This window comes from Paraburkholderia sp., from assembly GCF_036488505.1.
In the GTDB taxonomy this organism is placed as follows: Bacteria; Pseudomonadota; Gammaproteobacteria; order Burkholderiales; family Burkholderiaceae; genus Paraburkholderia.
The window spans coordinates 1-17,036 of the sequence record NZ_DASXHN010000284.1; the positions used below are offsets into that span (position 1 = coordinate 1).

At 64.6% G+C, this 17,036-nt stretch carries 12 protein-coding genes; 2 read left to right on the forward strand and 10 right to left on the reverse strand.

Annotation, left to right across the window (positions count from 1 at the left end):
- Positions 1-60: 60 nt before the first annotated feature.
- The gene (locus VGH68_RS17040; RefSeq protein ID WP_331604831.1) at positions 61-1,959 is read right to left on the reverse strand and encodes an ABC transporter ATP-binding protein/permease; all 1,899 of its coding nucleotides are present in this window, start codon (positions 1,957-1,959) and stop codon (positions 61-63) included.
- Between the two features lie 274 nt (positions 1,960-2,233).
- On the opposite strand from VGH68_RS17040, the gene VGH68_RS17045 reads away from it, so the two are divergent.
- Complete coding sequence (locus VGH68_RS17045) at positions 2,234-2,632, forward strand: acyl-CoA thioesterase (protein WP_331604832.1); 399 nt, start codon at positions 2,234-2,236, stop codon at positions 2,630-2,632.
- A 28-nt stretch (positions 2,633-2,660) separates the two neighbouring features.
- Here the strand turns inward: VGH68_RS17045 and VGH68_RS17050 are convergent, their stop codons facing one another.
- Together VGH68_RS17050 and VGH68_RS17055 are read right to left on the reverse strand one after the other, a co-directional pair.
- Complete coding sequence (locus VGH68_RS17050) at positions 2,661-5,939, reverse strand: sensor domain-containing protein (RefSeq protein ID WP_331604834.1); 3,279 nt, start codon at positions 5,937-5,939, stop codon at positions 2,661-2,663.
- Between the two features lie 394 nt (positions 5,940-6,333).
- Complete coding sequence (locus VGH68_RS17055; protein WP_331604835.1) at positions 6,334-6,810, reverse strand: nitrate reductase associated protein; 477 nt, start codon at positions 6,808-6,810, stop codon at positions 6,334-6,336.
- 174 nt (positions 6,811-6,984) lie between these two features.
- Between VGH68_RS17055 and fdhD the strand changes: the two genes are divergently transcribed.
- Positions 6,985-7,878, forward strand: coding sequence for a formate dehydrogenase accessory sulfurtransferase FdhD (gene fdhD, locus VGH68_RS17060; RefSeq protein WP_414696955.1), 894 nt, complete (start codon positions 6,985-6,987; stop codon positions 7,876-7,878).
- Positions 7,879-7,930: 52 nt separating this feature from the next.
- On the opposite strand, the gene VGH68_RS17065 is transcribed toward fdhD, so the two are convergent.
- The 7 genes from VGH68_RS17065 to nudB form a co-directional block, all read right to left on the reverse strand.
- Complete coding sequence (locus VGH68_RS17065) at positions 7,931-8,701, reverse strand: enoyl-CoA hydratase (RefSeq protein WP_331604836.1); 771 nt, start codon at positions 8,699-8,701, stop codon at positions 7,931-7,933.
- Positions 8,702-8,821: 120 nt separating this feature from the next.
- A complete protein-coding gene (locus tag VGH68_RS17070; protein ID WP_331604837.1) occupies positions 8,822-10,021 on the reverse strand; it encodes an acetyl-CoA C-acyltransferase in 1,200 nt (399 codons plus the stop codon).
- A gap of 14 nt (positions 10,022-10,035) precedes the next feature.
- A complete protein-coding gene (locus tag VGH68_RS17075) occupies positions 10,036-12,471 on the reverse strand; it encodes a 3-hydroxyacyl-CoA dehydrogenase/enoyl-CoA hydratase family protein (RefSeq protein WP_331604838.1) in 2,436 nt (811 codons plus the stop codon).
- 147 nt (positions 12,472-12,618) lie between these two features.
- Entirely contained in the window at positions 12,619-14,406 is a 1,788-nt protein-coding gene (locus tag VGH68_RS17080; RefSeq protein WP_331604839.1) for an acyl-CoA dehydrogenase C-terminal domain-containing protein, read from the reverse strand.
- A 95-nt stretch (positions 14,407-14,501) separates the two neighbouring features.
- Complete coding sequence (locus VGH68_RS17085) at positions 14,502-15,101, reverse strand: TetR/AcrR family transcriptional regulator (protein WP_331604840.1); 600 nt, start codon at positions 15,099-15,101, stop codon at positions 14,502-14,504.
- Between the two features lie 355 nt (positions 15,102-15,456).
- The gene (clsB, locus tag VGH68_RS17090) at positions 15,457-16,716 is read right to left on the reverse strand and encodes a cardiolipin synthase ClsB (RefSeq protein WP_414696956.1); all 1,260 of its coding nucleotides are present in this window, start codon (positions 16,714-16,716) and stop codon (positions 15,457-15,459) included.
- Positions 16,713-17,036, reverse strand: a 324-nt coding sequence (gene nudB, locus VGH68_RS17095; RefSeq protein ID WP_331604841.1) for a dihydroneopterin triphosphate diphosphatase, incomplete at its 5' end; no start/stop codon positions are given. The genes nudB and clsB, both read right to left, overlap by 4 nt.

The window sequence follows — 17,036 nt, forward strand, 5'->3', positions numbered from 1 at the left end:
CTGCTGCGGTTTGGCCCTGCTGCGGTTTGGCCCTGCTGCGGTTCGGCGTAGCGGTCGCGCCTACCGCGCGCCCGTCTCCGCCCGAACTTCGCCGATCGCCGCTTCCACCACCTCCGGCGTCTGCGCCGCGCGCTGCTGCAGCGCCCACATCTGCGCAAACAGCCCGTTCGCGCGCAGCAACTCAGCGTGCGTGCCGCGCTCCACGATACGTCCCTTGTCCATCACGATGATCTGTTGCGCGTGCACGACCGTCGAGAGCCGGTGCGCAATGATCAGCGTCGTGCGTTCGCGTGCGATCTGGTCGAGTTCATGCTGGATCGCGCGCTCCGAACGCGAATCGAGCGCGGACGTCGCCTCGTCGAACAGCAGGATCGGCGGGTTCTTCAGGATCGTCCGCGCGATCGCGACGCGCTGCTTTTCGCCGCCCGAGAGCTTCAGCCCGCGCTCGCCGACCGGCGTGTCGTACCCCTTCGGCAAGCTTTCGATGAAGTCGTGGATATGCGCGGCGCGCGCCGCCGCGATCACCTCGTCGCGCGTCGCCGACGGACGGCCATACGCAATGTTGTAGTAGATCGAATCGTTGAACAGCACGGTGTCCTGCGGCACGATGCCGATCGACGCGCGCAGCGAATCCTGCGTGACATCGCGGATGTCCTGTCCGTCGATCCGGATCGCGCCGCCCGCAGCGCGATCCAGATCGTAGAAGCGAAACAGCAGCCGCGCGAGCGTCGACTTCCCCGAGCCGCTATGGCCGACCACCGCGGTCGTGGTGCCGGCCGCGATCGTGAAACTGACGTCGTGCAGGATCGGCCGCGCGGATTCGTACGAGAAGCTCACGTGCTCGAAGCGCACCTGCGCGCCGCTCACCTGCAAGGCCGGCGCATCCGCTGCGTCGGGCACTTCCTGCGGGGCGCCGAGCAGCGAGAACATGCGGTCCATGTCGGTGAGGCTCTGCTTCAGCTCGCGATAAACGACGCCGAGAAAATTCAGCGGAATATACAGCTGCAGCATGAACGTGTTGATCAGCACCAGATCGCCGAGTGTCAGGCGCCCGGCCATCACGCCCTGGGTCGCGCGCCACAGGATGAACACAAGCCCGGTGCCGATGATCGCCTGCTGCCCGAAGTTCAACGCCGACAGCGAACGCTGCGACTTGATCGCCGCCGCGCGATAGCGCTTGAGGTTTTCGTCGTAGCGGCTCGCTTCCCATTCCTCATTGCCGAAGTATTTGACGGTCTCGTAGTTGAGCAGCGAATCGATCGCGCGCGAATTCGCTTTCGAATCGAGCTCGTTCATCGTGCGGCGAAAATGCGTGCGCCACTCGGTCACCTTCACCGTGAACGCGATGTACACCGCCAGCGCGACGAACGTGACGATCGCGTAATAGGCCTCGTATTTGACGACGAAAAAGCCGAGCACGAGGCCGACTTCGACGAGCGTCGGCAGGATGCTGTACAGCGAATACGAAATCAGTTGTGTGATGCCGCGGGTGCCACGTTCGATGTCGCGCGACATCCCGCCGGTCTGTCTTTCGAGGTGAAAACGCAGCGACAGCTCGTGCAGATGCCGAAACACCTTCAGCGCGAGCGCGCGCACCGCGCTTTCGGTCACTTTCGAAAACAGGATCTCGCGCAGTTCGGTGAACAGCGAGGTAGACAGCCTCACCACCGCATATGCGACCACCAGCAAGCCGATGCCGCCGAGCAGCACGATAGCGGGCGCGTCGTGCGCGCGGCCGAGCGCGGTCAGATGCCGGACCGACGCGAGGCTGTCGACGATGCGCTTCATCACGATCGGCACGCCGAGGTTGGCGACCTTCGCGCCGATCAGGCAACTGAGCGCGAAGCCGACCCGCCATTTATAAGTGGCGAGATACGGCAGCAGCGACAGGATCGTCTGCCAGTCGTTGCGGGGCTGGGTGGAAATCGGCGAGGGTTCGGAAGAAGGGGCGCGGCGCATGGATCGTGGGCGAAGATGAAATTGACGGAGTTCGCAGCGGCGCGGGGCACTCGGCCCACTCGACGACCCGTGCGAGCCGGCCGGCCTTGCGGCCGCCACGGCAAGCGGGTCACGCGCTTCGCTGGGCGCTTTCCCGTACAATTCCTGATCGTCGTATTGTCGCAGAAGCCGGCTGGCGCCGCTTTTCATGGGCTGCGCGGCCCGCCGTTCGCGAGTCGCCGCACGGTCCGGCAATCCGTAAATCCGCGTGTATGCGCTTCTCAAGGATGTCCTGATGACCGATGATCTTCTTCAACTTCCGGCCAAATCTTGCGCACTGCGTGTGATGCCGCAGCCGTCGGATGCGAACATCCACGGCGACGTGTTCGGCGGCTGGATCATGGCGCAGGTCGACATTGCCGGCTCGATCCCGGCGAGCCGCCGCGCGAACGGGCGGGTGGCGACCATCGCGGTCAACTCGTTCCTGTTCAAGCAGCCGGTGTTCGTCGGCGATCTACTGAGCTTTTACGCGGATATCGTGAAGACCGGCAACACGTCGGTGACGGTGTCGGTCGAGGTGTACGCACAGCGGATGCGTCTCGCGCAGGAAGTCGTCAAGGTGACGGAAGCGATCCTGACCTACGTCGCCACCGACAGCGACCGCCGTCCGCGCGCGCTGCCCGCACTGGATTAACAGACCGCGCGCCCCGCACCGCTGCAGTCTAGGCCGTCTCCAACTCGCGCATCAGCCCGCCGTGCAGCAGTTCGGAAATCGCCTGCGTCGATAGCGGCTTCGCGAAATAGAACCCCTGCATCTCGTCGCACTCGCGCTTTTTCAAAAACTCCAGTTGCGCCGACGTCTCGACCCCCTCGGCGATCACCTGCAACTTCAGCGAATGCGCGAGCGCGATGATCGCCGACGTGATGGTTTCGCCGTCGACCGATACGCCGATATCCGACACGAACGAGCGGTCGATCTTCAGCCGGTCCACCGGGAAGCGCTTCAGATAGCTGAGGCTCGAATAGCCGGTGCCGAAGTCGTCGATTGCAAGACCGATGCCGAGCGCGTGCAATTCGTTGAGCATCGACACCGCCTCTTCGGCGTTGCGCATGATGGTGCTTTCGGTCAATTCCAGTTCGAGGTACTTGGGTTCGAGCCCGGTCTCCGCAAACACCTGTTTGACCAGCTCGGCGATATCGCGCTGCTGGAACACGCGCGCCGACAGATTGACCGACACCCGCGCCGGCGGCAGCCCCTCGTCTTGCCACGCCTTGTTCTGACGGCACGCTTCACGCAGCACCCACTCCGACAGCGGACCGATCAGCCCGCTGTCCTCGGCGAGCGGAATGAACGACGACGGCGGCACCAGCCCGACTTCCGGATCGTCCCAGCGCACCAACGCCTCGACGCCGACGATCTGGCCGCTGCTTATATCGACCTGCGGCTGATAGTGCAGCAGGAACTCGTTGTCGCGCAGCGCGCGGCGCAGGCGCCGCTCCAGGTTCAGGCGCGCGCCGGCGCTCGCGTTCATTTCCGGCTGATAGAACTGGAACGTGTTGCGGCCCATGTCCTTCGCGCGGTACATCGCCACGTCGGCTTTCTTCATCAGCGTTTCCGCGTCGTCGCCGTCCTGCGGGAACAGGCTGACACCCATGCTGCAGCCCACGTACAACTCGTTGCCGTCGAGCCACACCGGCTCGGCGATCGATATGCGCACACGCTCCATCCACGCGATCAGCGATTTTTCGTCGAGGGTATCGGTCATCACGATCACGAACTCGTCGCCGCCGTGGCGCGCGACCGTGTCGCTGGTGCGCGAGCAGCGTGTGAGCCGTTCGGCGACCACGCCGAGCAGCCGGTCGCCGACACTGTGACCGAGGCTGTCGTTGACGTTCTTGAACCCGTCGAGATCGAGGAACGCGACCGCGACACCGCTGTGATGCCGTCGCGCGACGACGAGCGCATGTTCGAGCCGGTCGCGCAGCAGGTTGCGGTTCGGCAAACGCGTGAGGCCGTCGTAGTTGGCTTGATATTCGAGCTGCTCCTGATAGCGGATCAGCTCGGTCACGTCGTTGATCACGCCGATATGATGCGTGATCACGCCATCGGCATTCGGCACCGGCGCGATGAACAGCTGATTCCAGAACAGCGCGCCGTCCTTGCGATAGTTGCGCACCACCGCGCTCACCTCGCGGTTACCCGCCAGCGCCTCGCGGATCAGCGCGACGCCTTCCTGCTCGCGGTCGTCGCGTTGCAGCACGCGGCAGTCGTGGCCGATCACTTCGGCCGGATCATAGCCGGTGATGCGCATGAACGCCGGGTTCACGTATTCGATCAGATTGCCGGACGGCGACGGCGCGGTGATCAGAATCGCGTTGACACTCGCGTCGAGCGCGCGGCTTTGCAGACGCAGCGCGAGGTCCGCACGCTTGCGCTCGGTCACGTCGGTGTATGAACCGAGCACGCCGATCACGCGGCCGTCGTTGTCGGTGAACGGCTGCTCGCTGGTCACCCGTGTGCGGTACTCGCCGTCGATCACGAGCTCGACTTCGAAGTGCATCTTCGGCACGCCGGTGCTCACGACTTCGCGATCATGCTCGATCAGCAGATCGGCGAACGCGCTCCACGGCAATTCGGCATCGCTCTTGCCGACCACCTGCTCCGGATACGCGAGCCCCGCGTCGAGCGCGAACGCCATGTTGCAGCCGAGGTAGCGCGAGTCCAGATCCTTCCAGAAGATGCGCTGCGGAATATTGTCGATCACCGCTTCGAGCATCTGGTTCGAGCGCTGCGCTTCGGCTTCCGCGTTGATCTGGTCGGTCACATCGTCCGCAAGCACCAGCAGCGCATCGCGTCCCATGAAGTTGAGCGCGTGATACGACACGTCGGCGCTGATTGTCGAGCCGTCCTTGCGCTGATGACGCCAGACGCCCGCCAACGTATGACCGTGGCGGACCCCGTGGCTGCGCAGCAGATGCCTGTTCAGACGCGCGATCTCGGCGCTCGGCCGAATCGCGTCGAGCGTCATGTTCAGAAACTCGCTTTCCGTGTAACCGTATTGCTGGATCGCGGCCGCGTTGACGGCAAGAAAGCGCATCGTCTCGCAATCGTAGATGTACATCGGCACGGAATGATCGTCGAACAGGCTGCGAAAGCGCCGCTCGTTGCGCACCAGCGCGCGGGCGCGGCGAAGTTTTTCGCGCGCGCTGTTCTCGCGCGCGCCCAACGTCATGATGAGCAGCGCGCTGCCGGCGAGCATCGTCACGATCAGCGCGAACATCGCGCGCTGACTATCGCTCGCGGACGCCGCGAGCGAGGTCTCCAATGCGCGGGTTTCGTCGGCGCGCAGCGCCGCGAGCGCCGTTTCGACGCGGTCGAGACCGTGAGCGAGAGGAATCCGGGCGGCAGCGGTGTCGGCCGGGGCTCTGGCCGGTGCGCTGTTGGGTACATCGCTGGGTACGTCCGTGGGTACGTCGTGGGCTGCGTCCGTGGGTACATCGTTGAGTACGTCGGCTCGCGTGTTGCCCGACAGGTTGCTTTGCGCTTCGGTCGATAGCGCGCTCAACGCCGCACTCGACGCCATCTTCGACGCCGCATCAGGTCCGGCAACCGCGCGTTGCTTCAGCGTGTCTTCGATGTCGTGTTGCAGCGCGTGCCGTGCCGCGCTAAGGCGCCCGAGCGCGCCGGCCATCCAAGGCTCGCTCGCGAGTTCGTCGCGCAGTTCGTGCTCGCGGCTCCTCAGCGTCTTCGTGACCGAAGCAGCGGCGTCGGGCGGCACCGGCTCGCCTGACGCCTTCAGCCTGCGCAGCGCGCGAAGCGCGTCATCGAGCGCGGCGTGATAGGCGTCGAGGTTCTGGCGCACGCTCGTCGAGTGCTGCAAACGTGCATCGGCGTCGCGTTGTCCGCGAATCTGCGTGTAAGCAACGAATGCGTTTGCGCCGACCGCGACGACGACGACCGCGATATTGATCAGCAGCCGCTTCGATAAGAAAGGAATCATGGGTTCCGAACGTCAATCGGGCCGGGGACGCGAGCGCGCGCTCGCTGTCGGTGTGTCGGCGCGCGTCGATATGAATTTTTGCAGGCCAACCCTTGGATATCGGCAGCGTTCGGAAGCGAGTTAAGGGTATGAACAAAAAAAACGATAAGGAAGAGCGGAATGGCGGTGCGCGGGTGGCCGCAGCTTGGCGGCAGCTGATCCGCACCTGGCCGCGACTTAGCCGGCCGCGTCCGGCCGCCGCCGTCAGCCAGTCGTGCTCGGCCAGTCGTGTTTGTCCGGCCCTGGTGGGGCGCCGGGCGTGTCGGCCGGGCTTTTCCGGCCGGGGTTTTCCGCCGGGCTTTTCCGGCCGCGCTTGGCCAGCCCCGCCTGGACAGCCCCGCTTGGCCAGCCGCGCTTAGCCAGCCGCGCCAAATTCCTTCATCGCCGGGACGAAGTCGTGGTTTGCTTCCGGCTTGCGCGACAGCTTGGCCAGCACGTAGCGCTTGAAAGGATCGAGCTCGGCCCAGCGGGCGACGCTCGGCGCGCCAAGACCCGCGAGCCCCGCCTGATGCACGACACCTTCGGGCACACTGTCGGTGCGGCGCCACGCCGGCGCTTCGTCAGGCGTGAACCACTCGGGCTCGACATTCGCGTGAGTGCGCAGCATCTCGAATAAAGCGTGATCGAAGTTCGGCTCGATCTGATCGTCATCGTCGACCGGAAAACGCGCGAGCAGCTTACGGTCTTCGAGCGGCAGTCGTTGCCATTGGTCGAGCGAAATGCGCAGCCCGAAGCGGTCGAGATTGAAGCGCACCGACATCGGGATATAGGTGAAATTCTCCGAAGACGCGACTTCGAAGTCGAACAGAAGCGGTGCTTCGTTGAGTCCCATGACAGTGCTCCTTCTCGGTGGCGGACAGCATGCGGGCGTCGCTTGAGGTATTTTAGAACCTTATTCGCGCGCCGCAGGCCCGACGGCCTTGCGGTGAGCGCCGCGACGCGCACGCCGCCCGCGGCAACCGGGGCCGGCGCTGATGCGCATTGGTATGCACAGGAGTGAAGCAGCTTGAACGGACAGGAAAACGGGCGTGGTGCTGGTCAGACGGATGCCCAAACCAACACGGCCGCCGCCGACGACGGCGGCGAACAACCCGGCGCGGTGTCGCGGGAAGTGCACCGCCATCGCGGCGGGGCAATCGAGACCGTCACCGATCACATCGGTCAGGAGTGGCCGGTCGCGCTCGTCTTCAACGGCATTTCGCACGCGGTGATGATGTGCACGCCGCGCGATCTGGAAGCGTTCGCAGTCGGCTTCGCGATTTCGGAAGGTATCGTCGAGCGCGGCAGCGACATCCAGGATATCGAGGTCGAATGGCACGGCCACGGCGAGTTGCCCCATGCCGAAGTCCATCTGCAGGTGGTGCAGCAGGCCTTCGTCGCGTTGAAGCAGAAGCGCCGCGCGCTGGCCGGGCGCACCGGTTGCGGCGTATGCGGAATCGAAAGCATCGATCTGCTCGATCTGAAGCCCGAGCGCGTGCCGGACACCGGCTTTCTGCAACGTCTCGCGCCGGATGCGATCGCCCGCGCGGCGCGCACGCTGCCGGAGCATCAGGCGCTCACGCGGCTCACAGGCGGCCTGCATGCGGCCGCGTGGTGCGATGCGGCAGGTGCGATCCGCTACGCGTTCGAGGACGTCGGCCGCCACAACGCACTCGACAAGCTGATCGGCCAGCTCGTGCTCGCCCGCGCAGACACACGCGACGGTTTCGTGTTCCTGTCGAGCCGCGCGAGCTACGAGCTGGTGCGCAAGGCCGCGCGCGTCGACGTGCCGATGGTCGCGACGATCTCGGCGCCGTCGTCGCTCGCGATTGCGATTGCGCGCGAGGCTGGCGTGCGGCTCGTGAGCTTCTGCCGCGAATCGAGCTATGTGGATTACGACACGGCGCGGCCGCAGTCTTGAGCGCTCGAAGCGCAGACCAACAACGGCCAGCGCAGCCAGCGCGGCACCCGTATCAATCAAACTGCCGGAAATCCGGCTTGCGTTTCTCGAAGAATGCCTTGAATGCCTCGGCCGCTTCCGGCGCGAGCAGCATCTTGCCGAAGTGCACCGCTTCCTCGCTGATCTGCGTGCGCAACTCCTGCTGGCTTGCGCGCTTCATCAAACTTTTGGTCACGCGCAATGACGAAGCCGGCAGCGCAGCCAGCTTGTCCGCCTGCGCAGCCGCGAACGATTCGACCTCACCCGCCGGCAGCACGCGATTCACGAAGCCTATCCGATGCGCTTCGGCCGCGTCGAACGCCTCGCCGAGCAGCAGCTTTTCGGCCGCCGCCTGGTAGCCGGCGACGCGCTGCAACAGCAGGCTCGACGCCGCTTCCGGGCACAGCCCGAGCTGCGTGAACGGTAGCGAAAAGCTCGCGGTGTCCGCCGCGTAGACCAGATCGCAGTGCAGCAGCAAGGTCGTGCCGATGCCCACCGCCGGGCCCGCGACCGCCGCCACCACCGGCTTTTCCGCCGAGCTGATCGCGCGCAGGAACTGGAACACCGGCGCGTCCTCACCGGCCGGCGGCGTCTTCATGAAGTCTTCGAGATCGTTGCCGGCGGTGAAAATGCCCGCGCTGCCGCGAATCAGGATCGCTCGCACCGACGCGTCGCGCTGCGCGTCGACGAGCGCATCGGCCATCGCCTGATACATCGCGGCCGTGATCGCGTTCTTCCTGCCGGGCCGGTTGAAGGCAATCGTCAGCACCGCGTCGGCGCGCTCGATCAGAATATCCGTCGTCATCCCGTTGTCTCCTTTCGCTGCTGCTGAATGTGAAAACGGTTCGCAAGTCAGGCGGCCTGCGAACCGTTGCATGGCGCGTCGCGGCACGAGCGATCGCCGGGTGGAGCACCGCGAACCTGCCTACAGCCGCTCGATGATGCCCGCCGCGCCCATGCCGGTGCCGACGCACATCGTCACCATCCCGTACTTGTAGTTGCGGCGGCGCAGCCCATGCACGACGGTCGCAGCACGAATCGCGCCGGTCGCGCCGAGCGGATGGCCGAGCGCGATCGCGCCGCCGAGCGGGTTGATCTTCGACGTATCGAGGCCGAGATCCTGGATCACCGCGAGCGACTGCGCGGCGAACGCCTCGTTCAACTCGATCCAGTCCAGGTCGTCCTGCTTCAGGCCCGCCGCCTTCAGCGCGGCCGGGATCGCTTCCTTCGGACCGATGCCCATGATTTCGGGCGGCACGCCGCGCACCGCGAAGCTGACGAAGCGCGCGAGCGGCGTCAGGTTGAACTGCTTGAGGATCTTCTCCGACACGACGATCAGCGCGCCCGCGCCGTCCGAGGTCTGCGAGCTGTTGCCGGCCGTGACCGAGCCTTTGTTCGCGAACACCGCGCGCAACTTGGCGAGGCCTTCGAGCGACGTATCGGCGCGCGGACCTTCGTCGAGCGACACCTCGCGCGTCTTGACGCTGACCTCGCCGCTGGCGAGATCGGGGAAGCGCTCGGTGATCGTGTATGCGGCGATTTCGTCGTTGAATTCGCCGGCCTGCTGCGCGGCGATCGCGCGGCGGTGCGATTCGACCGAGAACGCGTCCTGCGCTTCGCGGCTGATCTTCCAGCGCTCGGCGACTTTCTCGGCGGTCAGCCCCATCCCGTACGCGATGCCGACGTCTTCGCTGCGATCGAAGATATGCGGCGACAGCGACGGCTTGTTGCCCATCATCGGCACCATGCTCATCGACTCGCAGCCACCGGCGAGGATCGCGTCCGATTCGCCGACGCGAATGCGATCCGCCGCCATCGCGAGCGCGGTCAGACCCGACGCGCAGAAGCGGTTCACCGTGACGCCGCCAACCGTATTCGGCAGGCCGGCCAGCAACGCGCCCATCCGCGCGACGTTCAGGCCCTGCTCCGCTTCCGGAATCGCGCAGCCGACGATCGCATCCTCGATTACGCTGGTGTCGAGACCCGGCACCTGTGCGACAGCCGATCGGATCGCGTGAACCAGCAGCTCGTCGGGACGCGTGTTCTTGAACATGCCGCGCGGCGCCTTGCCGACCGGCGTACGGCTCGCGGCGACGATATATGCGTCTTGCAATTGCTTTGCCATTTGGTTTCCCCAGCCTAGTTGCGCACCGGCTTGCCGGTCTGCAGCATGCCCATGATCCGTTCCTGCGTCTTTTGCGTACCGAGCAGATCGATGAACGCGCGGCGCTCCAGTTGCAGCAGCCATTCCTCGTCGACGAGGCTGCCCGCTTCGACGTCGCCGCCACATACCGCTTCCGCGATGCGACTGGCGATCAGGAAATCGTGCTCGCTGATAAAGCGGCCGTCGCGCATGTTGACGAGCGACGCCTTGATCGTCGAAATCGCCGAGCGCCCCGCGACCGGCACCTGCACCGCGCGCAGCGGCGGACGGTAACCGGCCGCGGCGAGCGCGCGTGCTTCCTTCTTCGCGACGTCGAGCAGTTCGAACACGTTGAAGACGATCGTGTCCGACGGCTGCAGATAGCCCATCGCGCGCGCATCGAGCGCGGAGGCCGACACCTTTGCCATCGCCGCGTTTTCGAACGACTTCTGCAAGAACTTCAGCAGATCGCTGGTCGCGCCGAACTGCGTCGCGGCTTGCGCCGCGCGCAGCGCCGCCTCCTTCAGGCCGCCACCCGCCGGCACCAGACCCACGCCGACTTCGACGAGACCGAGATAGCTCTCGATGTGCGCGACCCGCTTCGCGCTATGCAGCGCAAGCTCACAGCCGCCGCCGAGCGCGATGCCCGACACCGCCGCGATCACCGGCACGTTCGCGTATTTCACCCGCAGCATGCCCTGCTGGAATTTCTTCACGAACGGTTCGATACCTTTGGCGCCGCCCATCATGAACGCCGGCATCGCCTCTTCGAGGTTCGCGCCCGCCGAGAACGGGCCGCCCGGCGTGCCGAGCTTCAGCGAAGCCGGCTGCCACACGACGAGCCCCTTGTAGTCCTTCTCGGCCAGTTCGATTGCCTGCGTGAGACCGTCGATCACCGCCGGTCCGATCGTGTTCATCTTGCTCTTGAACGACACGATCAGCACGTCGTCCTCGCCCGCGCGATCGTCGACCCATGCACGCACCGCATCGGTCTCGAACAGCGTGTTGCCATAGGTCTTCGGATCGGCGCCGGCTTCGCCGGCGAGCGGCGCGCGGAACAACTGCTTGCGGTACACGTCGAGCGACGAGCGCGGCACGAAGGCTTTCGTGGCCGGCGACCACGAGCCTTCGTTGCTGTGCACGCCGCCGTTGTCGGCGACCGGGCCTTCGAGCACCCACTGCGGCAGCGGTACGTTGGCGAGCGCCTTTCCCGCCGCGATGTCTTCCTGCACCCACTCGGCGACCTGTTTCCAGCCGGCCGTCTGCCAGCTTTCGAACGGCCCTTCGTTCCAGCCGAAGCCCCAGCGGATCGCGAAATCGACGTCGCGCGCGTTGTCGGCGATCGACTCCAGATGTACCGCGATGTAGTGATAGACGTCGCGGAAGATCGCCCACAGGAACTGTGCCTGCGGATGCTGCGTTTCGCGCAGCAGCTTCAGACGCTCGGCGGCCGGGCGCTTCAGAATGCGGCCGACGATGTCGTCAGCCTTCGCGCCCCCGTCGACGTACTCGCCGGTGGCCGGATCGAGCACCTTGATCGCCTTGCCTTCTTTCCTGTAGAAGCCGCCGCCTGTTTTCTGGCCTAGCGCGCCCTTCTTCACCAGTTCGGCGAGCACGGCCGGCGTTTCGTATATCGGGAAAAACGGATCGTCCGGCAGCGTGTCCTGCATCGTCTTGATCACGTGCGCCATCGTGTCCAGACCGACCACGTCGGCGGTGCGGAACGTCGCCGATTTCGCGCGGCCGAGGCGCGCGCCGGTCAGATCGTCAACTTCGTCGAAGCGCAGACCGAACTTCGCGGCTTCGGTGATCACCGCGAGGATCGAGAAAATGCCGACCCGGTTCGCGATGAAATTGGGCGTATCCTTCGCGCGCACGACGCCCTTGCCGACCACGCTGGTCAGGAAGGTTTCAAGCTGATCGAGAATCTCCGGGCGCGTCGCCGCGGTCGGAATCAGTTCGACCAGATGCATGTAGCGCGGCGGATTGAAGAAGTGCACGCCGCAAAAGCGCGCCTTCAGGTCATCCGCGAAACCTTCGGACAGCGCGGTAATCGACAGCCCCGACGTATTGGTCGCGAAGATCGCATGCGGCGCGATATGCGGCGCGACTTTCTTGTACAGGTCGTGCTTCCAGTCCATCCGCTCGGCGATCGCTTCGATCACGAGGTCGCAGTCGGCGAGCTTCGCGATGTCGTCGTCGTAGTTCGCAGGCTGGATGTATTGCGCGTCCTCTTTCACGCCGAACGGCGCCGGCGACAGCTTCTTCAGATTGTCGATCGCCTTCAGCGCGATCGCGTTCTTCGGACCTTCCTTTGCGGGCAGGTCGAACAGCAGCACCGGCACCTTGGCGTTGATCAGGTGCGCGGCGATCTGCGCGCCCATCACGCCGGCGCCGAGCACGGCTACCTTGCGAATGATCAGATTGCTCACGTCGTTTTCTCCGGAGAGTTTTCGGTGGCGCGAAGACCTATCGATGCTTCGCGCGATGTGTGTCGTGATGTGCAGCTGGAGCAACGCGCGCTGGCTTCGTGCTTCGATGCATGCGCGGCGCCTCGCGTGAATGTCGATGCGTGAGCGTCAGAACAACGCTTCTTCCACGTCCATCATCGGCTTCGAGCCGGCGCGCGCCTGGCGAATCGTCATCGCCGTTTCCGGCAGCAACTTCGCGAAGTAGAAGCGCGCGGTGGCAAGCTTGGCCTTGTAGAACGGGTCGCCCGATGCCTCTTTGTCCAGTGCGATGCGCGCCATGCGCGCCCAGAAGTACGAGAACACCAGATGGCCGACGGTGCGCAGATACGGTACGGCGGCGGCACCGACTTCGTCCGGGTTCTGCATCGCCTTCATGCCGATTTCCATCGTCAGCTTCTGCACCTTCTCGCCGAGGTCGGCGAGCGGGTTCACGAACTCCTGCATGTCCGGCTTGATGCCTTCGGCTTCGACGAATCCGGCAACCAGCTTGCCGAACTTCTTTATCTTCGCGCCCATGTCGCCGAGCACTTTGCGGCCGAGCAGGTCGAGCGCCTGAATGCCGTTGGTGCCTTCGTAGATCATGTTGATGCGCGCATCGCGCACGTACTGCTCCATGCCCCATTCGGCGATGAAGCCGTGGCCGCCGTAGATCTGCATCGCGTGGTTGGTGCCCTCGAACGCGTTGTCCGACAGGAACGCCTTCAGGATCGGCGTGAGCAGCGCAACCAGATCGGCCGCTTCCTGCCGCTCAGCGTCGTCCGCGTGCGACAGCTCTTTATCGATATGCAACGCCGCCCAGTACGAGAATGCGCGGCCGCCTTCGGCGTAGGCCTTCTGCGTGAGCAGCATCCGGCGCACGTCCGGGTGCACGATGATCGGATCGGCGGGCTTGTCCGGCGCCTTAGGCCCGGTCAGCGAACGCATCTGCAGGCGCTCTTTCGCGTAGCTGAGCGCGTTCTGATACGCGACTTCGGTGAGCCCGAGGCTCTGCATGCCGACGCCGAGACGCGCGGCGTTCATCATCACGAACATCGCGCTCAGGCCTTTGTTCGGCTCGCCGACGAGCCAACCTTTCGCGTTGTCGAGATTGATCACGCAGGTCGCGTTGCCGTGGATGCCCATCTTGTGTTCGATCGAGCCGCACTTCACGCCGTTGCGCTCGCCCGGATCGCCCGCTTCGTTCGGGATGAACTTCGGCACGATGAAAAGCGAAATGCCCTTGGTGCCCTGCGGCGCATCCGGCAGGCGCGCGAGCACCAGATGCACGATGTTCTCCGTCATATCGTGCTCGCCGCTGGAAATGAAGATCTTCGTGCCGCTGATCGAATACGAACCGTCGCCGTTGGGCTCTGCCTTGGTACGCAGGATGCCGAGGTCGGTGCCGCAATGCGGCTCGGTCAGACACATCGTGCCGGTCCAAACGCCCGCGACCAGCTTCGGCAAATAACGCTGTTGCAGCTCCGGCGTGCCGTGCGCGTGCAGGCATTCGTACGCGCCGTGCGACAGGCCCGGATACATCGTCCACGCCTGGTTCGCCGAGTTCAGCATTTCATACAGCGCATTGTTGACGAACGCGGGCAGCCCCTGGCCGCGGTATTGCGGATCGCAGCCGAGCGCCGGCCAGCCGGCGTCGATGTATTGCCGATACGCGTCCTTGAAACCCTTCGGCGTGGTCACGACGCCGTCGCCAGCGTATGTGCAGCCTTCCTGGTCGCCGCTATGGTTGAGCGGGAACAGCACTTCGGAGCAGAACTTGCCGGCTTCCTCGAGCACCGCATTGATCGTGTCGGCGTCGAGATCCGTATGCTTCGGCATGTGCCGCAGTTCGGCTTCGACGTTGAGCAGTTCGTGCAACACGAATTGCATGTCGCGCAACGGCGCGGAGTACTGTCCCATGACTCTCCCTCCCAAGTTTTGACTAGAAGCCAAGCCGTTGACCGAGTCCGCGGATGGACTTCTGCGCCGTCTTTCCGGGCATGCCGGCGACGCCGCTAACGGCTTTCGCTCTGATACGAGTTAATCAGTTTTTCCAGCGCGGCCCACGTGAGACGCACCGCATCCGGCAGATGCAGGAAGCGCGCGTCATGGTGCAGGCCGAGCGTGACGCTATACAGTTCGAACAGCATCAACTGCGGGTCGGTGTCGGCGCGCAGATGCCCCTCGTCCATCGCCTGCGAAATCGCCCGCGTCAGTGCCGCCCGCCACATCGTGACGCTCGACACCAGTTGCTCGCGCACCTGGCTGTCCGCGCGGTCGTCGTATTCGACAGCGCCGCTGATGTAGATGCAGCCGGTCGTGACTTCCTGGATGCGTTTTTCGATCCAGCGGGAAATCATCGCCCGCAAGCGCGGCAGACCGCGCGGTTCGCGCAAGCTCGGGTAGAACACCTCGTCTTCAAAACGGCGGTGATATTCGCGCACGACCTCGACCTGCAGGTCCTCGCGCGACCCGAAATGCGCGAACACGCCGCTTTTGCTCATCTGCATACGGTCCGCGAGCAAGCCAATCGTCAGACCTTCGAGTCCGTCGCGGCTTGCCAGATCGAGTGCTGCATCGAGAATCGCGGCTCGCGTTTGTTCGCCTTTTCGCATGGCTGTTTTACCGTTCTAATGTGACCAGAATTAAAAGCGAACGGCCGTACTATTATTGAGTGCTGCCGTCCGCTAAACAAGGACTTTATTAGAAACCGGTGTCTAACCGGTTCCTAATTTTGCGGCTTTCGACAATCAGATCAATCTTATTTTTAGAGGCGTTTGCCTTGAATCGATGGTTGCGGATCAGCGCGCTCGTGTTCTCGCAGGGTTTGCCCCGTCTGTTCTTTTTCTTTCTTCTTTTCGCCGCGGTTCGTCGTTCGTTGCGGGCGACGCTTGCGTGCGCGCGGCGTCGATTGCTCCGATTACCGTGTTGGCGCCGACATGATGCAGCAAGCGCAGGCTCTTCTGGACGCTAGTCATAGCCGCCCACCGTCAGCAGCTTCATCGCAACGCGGTAGCTGGTGTACGCGATCCAGCTGATCGCGCGCACGCGGGCCGAACGCGACGCATAGTGCGCTTCATCGATCGGGCGCGCGTCCGCGAACGCGCCGAGGATCGCGTCGCGCAGGCCGCCGATGGCCGGATCGTTCACGATCACCACGTTTGCTTCGTTGTTCAGCATCAAACTGAGCGCATCGAGATTCGACGAACCGACGGTGCCCCAGTTCGAATCGACCACTGCGACCTTGCCGTGCAGCAGCGTCTTCTCGTACTCGGCGATCTGCACGCCCGCGCGCAGCAGCGCGTGATACAGGAAGGGCACCGCGTAGTCGAGCGCCTTGAACTCCTTGCGCCCGATGATCAGCTTCACGATCACGCCGCGCCGCGCCGCGAATACCAGCGCGCGCCGCAGCTTGCGCCCCGGCATGAAGTACGGGTTGGCGAGCAGGATTTCGTGGCGCGCCTGGCCGATTGCGGCGAGATACGCCTTTTCGATCGCACGGCGGTTGATCAGGTTGTCGCGCGCGACGAAGGCGACGCACGGCTCGCCGCCCGCCCGCAACTCCAGGTTGCGGCGACGCCGGCGCCGCCGCAGGCTGCCGAGAGACGCGGCGTCGTGCGGCTCGAGGTTGGGCTTCATCGAGTCGAGCGACCGATGACCGACGCGAATCCGGTGCCACTGCACGTTGAACGCGTCGCGCACGTCGGAGACCACCGGCCCTCGCAACTCGACCGCGAAGTCCCAGCGCCGGTACGGCAGTTTCTCGCCGTTGTTCTCGTAGTCGTCGACGATGTTGATGCCGCCGCAATACGCGTACTGATCGTCGATCACCGCGAGCTTGCGATGGGTGCGCGAAAAGCCGAAGCGGCCGAACAGATGCGGGTTGTAGATGCGATGGTCGATGCCGGCGAGCGGCCATTGCTCGAACATCTTCAAGCGCGCGGTGCCGATGCCATCGGTAATCACGCGCACTCTGACGCCGCGTGAGGCTGCGCGCAGTAACGCATCGTTGACCGCCTGACCGGCTTCGTCACCGCAGAAGATGTAGGTTTCTAGCGCGACGCTTTGCGCGGCGGCGTCGATACGCTCGATTAGCGCGTCGAAGAACTGAGTGCCGGAGCGCAGCAGCTTGACCTCGTTGTTACTGGTGAAGCGGTAGCGCTGCCAGTAACGGCGGCCAAGTAGCGTGTGCCGCAGTCGCGCGAAACGACCCGCGCCGCCTGCGCTCACTGGCCACGCTCCCCGGCTCGCGGGCTGGCCTGCGAGTCGAGTTGAAAATCGGGCGACGCGCTGGCCATGCGCGCGGCGAGGCGGCGCGGCAACTGCAGGATCGCGTCCGCATTCGACGAAGAAAAACAGCGCGCTGCCGCCTCTTCGTACGGCAGCCATAAAAACGCGGTGTGCTCGCGCGGCGCGAGCACCACGTCGATGGCTTCGGGGACCTGCAGGCTGAACCAGTGCTCGGTGTTGTGCATTACGCCGGCTTCGTAGCGATGGAGAAATTCCGCGTATATCTCGTATTCGATCGAGTAGCGCCAGTCCAATAGCGC

What these genes read in the sequence shown, in the direction of transcription:
- VGH68_RS17040 (WP_331604831.1), bottom strand. Translation starts at nt 1,959, where the DNA reads ATGCGCCGCGCCCCTTCTTCCGAACCCTCGCCGATTTCCACCCAGCCC.
- VGH68_RS17045 (WP_331604832.1), top strand. Translation starts at nt 2,234, where the DNA reads ATGACCGATGATCTTCTTCAACTTCCGGCCAAATCTTGCGCACTGCGT.
- VGH68_RS17050 (WP_331604834.1), bottom strand. Translation starts at nt 5,939, where the DNA reads ATGATTCCTTTCTTATCGAAGCGGCTGCTGATCAATATCGCGGTCGTC.
- VGH68_RS17055 (WP_331604835.1), bottom strand. Translation starts at nt 6,810, where the DNA reads ATGGGACTCAACGAAGCACCGCTTCTGTTCGACTTCGAAGTCGCGTCT.
- VGH68_RS17065 (WP_331604836.1), bottom strand. Translation starts at nt 8,701, where the DNA reads ATGACGACGGATATTCTGATCGAGCGCGCCGACGCGGTGCTGACGATT.
- VGH68_RS17070 (WP_331604837.1), bottom strand. Translation starts at nt 10,021, where the DNA reads ATGGCAAAGCAATTGCAAGACGCATATATCGTCGCCGCGAGCCGTACG.
- VGH68_RS17080 (WP_331604839.1), bottom strand. Translation starts at nt 14,406, where the DNA reads ATGGGACAGTACTCCGCGCCGTTGCGCGACATGCAATTCGTGTTGCAC.
- VGH68_RS17085 (WP_331604840.1), bottom strand. Translation starts at nt 15,101, where the DNA reads ATGCGAAAAGGCGAACAAACGCGAGCCGCGATTCTCGATGCAGCACTC.